2 protein-coding genes are annotated in these 4,128 nt (G+C 70.2%); both read right to left on the reverse strand.

The window, feature by feature from the left end; all coding sequences use genetic code 11:
- Nucleotides 1-884 (reverse strand): AAA family ATPase (locus K0M70_RS16025; RefSeq protein WP_290783779.1); only part of this gene is annotated, 884 nt, incomplete at its 3' end.
- Nucleotides 885-927: 43 nt separating this feature from the next.
- Nucleotides 928-4,104, reverse strand: a complete 3,177-nt coding sequence (gene putA / locus K0M70_RS16030) for a bifunctional proline dehydrogenase/L-glutamate gamma-semialdehyde dehydrogenase PutA (RefSeq protein WP_290783783.1) — start codon at nucleotides 4,102-4,104, stop codon at nucleotides 928-930.
- Nucleotides 4,105-4,128 lie beyond the last annotated feature (24 nt).

Consider the following 4,128-nt stretch of genomic DNA (forward strand, 5'->3'; position numbering starts at 1 on the left):
CCCCCCCCCCCCCCGCCCCCCCCCCCGCCCAGGCGGGGGGCCAGCGTCGGCCGCGGCAGTTCCCCCCCCCGCGGCGCCAGCGCCTCGCGCGCGGCCTGGTCGACCCAGCGTTCGCCGATCTGGGCCTGGTCGTGGGCGTAGCCGCCCAGCAGCGCGCGCTCGGAGATGATGTTCACCAGCCGCGGCACGCCGCCCGAATGATGCTGCAGGCGCTTGAGCGCCAGCTTGGTGAATGGAAAGCGCTGGCCGCCGGCCACGGCCCAGCGATGGCGCAGGTAGGCTTCGGTTTCAGCGGCGTCCAGCGGCGTCAGGTGGAAGCGCGCGGTGATGCGCTGGGCCAGCTGGCGCAGGTCGTCGCGGGCCAGGATGGTGCGCAGTTCGGGCTGGCCCAGCAGCAGGATCTGCAGCAGCTTCTGGGTGTCGGTTTCAAGGTTGGTGAGCAGGCGCACCTGTTCCAGGGCCTCCACGCTCAGGTTCTGCGCCTCGTCGATGATCAGCACCACGCGCAGGCCCTGGGCGTAGGCGTCCAGCAGGTAGGCGTTGAGCGCGTCCACCAGCGCCTTGAGGCTGCTGCGCCGCGCGGGCAGCTTGATGTGCAGTTCCTGGCAGATGGTTTCCAGCAGCTCAGGCGGGCTCAGGCGCGGGTTCAGCACCAGGGCTACGCGCACGTTGTCGGGCAATTGTTCCAGCAGCAGGCGGCACAGCGTGGTCTTGCCGGTGCCCACTTCGCCCGTGAGCTGCACGAAGCCGCCGCCGCCGCCCTGGCCGATGCCGAACAGCAGGTGCGCCAAGGCGTCCCGGTGGCGCTCGCTGAGGTACACGAAGCGCGGGTCCGGGGTGATCGAAAACGGTGCCTCGCTCAGGCCGTAGTGCTCGAGGTACATGGCGCCTCGCGGTGACAGGAGCGCCTAGCCTGCCACAGTTGGGTCAGTCGTCGAGGGTGAGCAGGGAGGCGTTGCCGCCGGCGGCGGTGGTGTTCACCGTCAGCGTGCGCTCGGACGCGAAGCGCAGCAGGTAGTGCGGTCCGCCGGCCTTGGGGCCGGTGCCGCTAAGGCCTTCGCCGCCGAACGGCTGCACGCCCACCACGGCGCCGATCTGGTTGCGGTTGACGTAGCAGTTGCCCACTTTCACGGTGCGCGAGATCTTGTCGATGGTGGAGTCGATGCGCGAGTGGATGCCCAGCGTCAGCCCATAGCCGGTGGCATTGATGGCGGCCAGCACGTCGTCGAGCTTGTCGGCCTCGAAGCGGATGACGTGCAGCACCGGGCCGAACACTTCCCGGGTGAGCTGGGACAGCGACGAAAGCTCGTAGGCGTGCGGGGCGAAGAACGAACCGTTGGCGTTGGCCGAGCGCAGCGCCACGGCCTTGATGAGCTTGGCTTCCTTGTCCATCCGCGCGGCGTGGTCCACCAGTATCTTGCGCGCGTCCTCGTCGATCACCGGGCCCACGTCGGTGCTCAGCAGCGCCGGGTCGCCCACCACCAGTTCGTCCATGGCGCCGGCCAGCATGTGGATCACCTTGTCGGCGATGTCGGCCTGCACGAACAGCACGCGCGCGGCCGAGCAGCGCTGGCCGGCGGAATCAAACGCCGACGCCATCGCGTCCTTCACCAGCTGTTCGGGCAGGGCGGACGAATCGGCGATCAGCGCGTTCTGGCCGCCGGTTTCGGCGATCAGCGCGGCAATGGAGGCATTGCGCGCGGCCAGCGAGCGGTTGATCGCCCAGGCCGTGTCGGTGGATCCGGTGAAGCACACGCCGGCCACGCGGGCGTCCCGGGTCAGCGCCGCGCCCACCGTGGCGCCGTCGCCGGGCAGGAACTGCAGCACGTCGCGCGGCACGCCGGCTTCGTGCATCAGCTGGGTGGCGACAAAGGCGGTGAGCGTGGTCTGTTCGGCGGGCTTGGCGATGACGCTGTTGCCGGCCGCCAGCGCTGCAGCCACCTGGCCCACGTAAATAGCCAGCGGGAAGTTCCAGGGGCTGATGCACACGAATACGCCGCGGCCGTGCAGCCACAGTTCGTTGGATTCGCCGGTGGGGCCGGGCAGCTTTTCGGGCGCGCCGAACAGCTTGCGCGCCTGCATGGCGTAGTAGCGCAGGAAGTCCACGGCCTCGCGCACTTCGGCCACCGACGCCGACATCGACTTGCCGGCCTCCTTGACGCAAAGCGCCAGGAACTCGGGCATGCGCGCTTCCATCAGGTCGGCGGCGTGTTCGAGGATCTTGGCGCGGCTGGCGGCGGGCATGCGGTCCCAGCCGTCCTGGGCGGCGACGGCGTTGGCCAGGGCCTTGTCCACCGCGGCGGCGTCGGCGGCGATCCACTGGCCGATGCGCTCGCGGCGGTCGGCCGGGTTGGTGACGGCACTGAGGACGCCTGCCGGCGTCGCGCCCGGCACCAGCGGCGTGGCCTGCCAGTCCTTGATGGCGGCGTTGACCGAGGTGGCCAGCGCGGCCAGGGTGTCGTCGTTGGCGAGATTGGCGCCCATGGAGTTGTTCCTTTCTTCGCCGTACGACCGGAACAGGTCCAGCGGCTGGGGGATGCGGGGATGGGGCTTGCTGTCGTAGGCGTCCACCATGGCCACCGGGTCGGCCACCAGGTCGGCCGGCGGCAGCGTTTCGTCGGCAATGCGGTTGACGAAGCTGGAGTTCGCGCCGTTTTCCAGCAGGCGGCGCACCAGGTAGGGCAGCAGGTCTTCGTGCGAACCCACCGGTGCGTACACGCGGCAGGCCACGTTCAACTTGTCGGCCGGGATCACTTCGGCGTACAGGTCGTCGCCCATGCCGTGCAGCTTCTGGTACTCGTAGCGTGCACCCTGCGCGTAGGCGTGGATGGCGGCGATGGTCTGGGCGTTGTGGGTGGCGAACATCGGGTAGATCGCGTCCGCGGCCGCCAGCATGCGGCGCGCGCAGGCCAGGTAGCTCACGTCGGTGTTGGCCTTGCGGGTGAACACCGGGTAGCCGGCATAGCCCTCGGCCTGCGCCTTCTTGACCTCGCTGTCCCAGTAGGCGCCCTTCACCAGGCGCATGGGCATGCGGCGGCCGGTGCGCCGGGCCAGGTCGGCCAGGTAATCGATGACGTAGGGCGCGCGCTTCTGGTAGGCCTGCACGGCCAGGCCGTAGCCTTCCCAGCCGTCAAGCGACGGGTCGACGAAGACGCCCGCGATCACGTCCAGGCTCAGCTCCAGGCGCTCGGATTCCTCGGCGTCGATGGTGAAGCCGATGCCCTGGGCCTTGGCCAGCCTGGCCAGCTCGAGCACCCGCGGGATCAGTTCGGCATGCACCCGCGCCCGCTTGGCCAGCTCATAGCGCGGGTGCAGGGCCGACAGTTTCACGGAAATGGAGGGCGCATTGAGCACGTCGGCGTAGGGGCCGCCGGCGCCGATGGCGCCGATGGCGCCGCGATAGGCCTCGAAGTAGCGGTCAGCGTCGGCCTGGGTGAACGCGGCCTCGCCCAGCATGTCGAACGAATACAGGTACCGGGCCTGCTCGCCCTTGCGGCTGCGCTCCAGCGCTTCGGCGATGGTGCGGCCCATGACGAACTGGTGGCCCATGATCCGCATGGCCTGGCGCACGGCCAGGCGGATGGCGGGCTCACCGGCCCGGCCCACCAGGCGGCGGAAGGCGCCCACGGCGTTGCGGCGGGTTTCGTCGGCCAGGTTCACCATCCGGCCGGTCAGCATCAGGCCCCAGGTGGACGCGTTCACCAGCACCGAGCTGGACTGGCCCATGTGGCGGTCCCAGTCGGCGTCGCCCAGCTTGTCGCGGATGAGTTTGTCGGCGGTGGCGCGGTCGGGGATGCGCAGCAGGGCCTCGGCCACGCACATCAGCAGCACGCCTTCCTCGCTGGACAGGTCGTACTGGCGCATGAACGCTTCGACCATCCCGGGGTCCGCCGACCGCACCCGCGTGTGCTGCACCAGCGAGACGGCCAGGGCCTGGACGCGGGCCTGTTCAGCCTCGGGCAGCCGCGCCTGGGCCAACAGTTCGGCCAGGTGTTGGGCCTCGTCGCGATGGAAGGCGGCCGTGATCCGGGCACGCAGCGGAGAGGGCGCGCCGGGCAGTTCAGGACTCAGGATCGGGGTCACGGGGGTCCAGGGGTGGGGCAGCGCGGGTCCGCGCGAGAAACCGGA

The organism is Arenimonas sp., assembly GCF_019459675.1.
Taxonomy (GTDB): Bacteria; Pseudomonadota; Gammaproteobacteria; order Xanthomonadales; family Xanthomonadaceae; genus Arenimonas.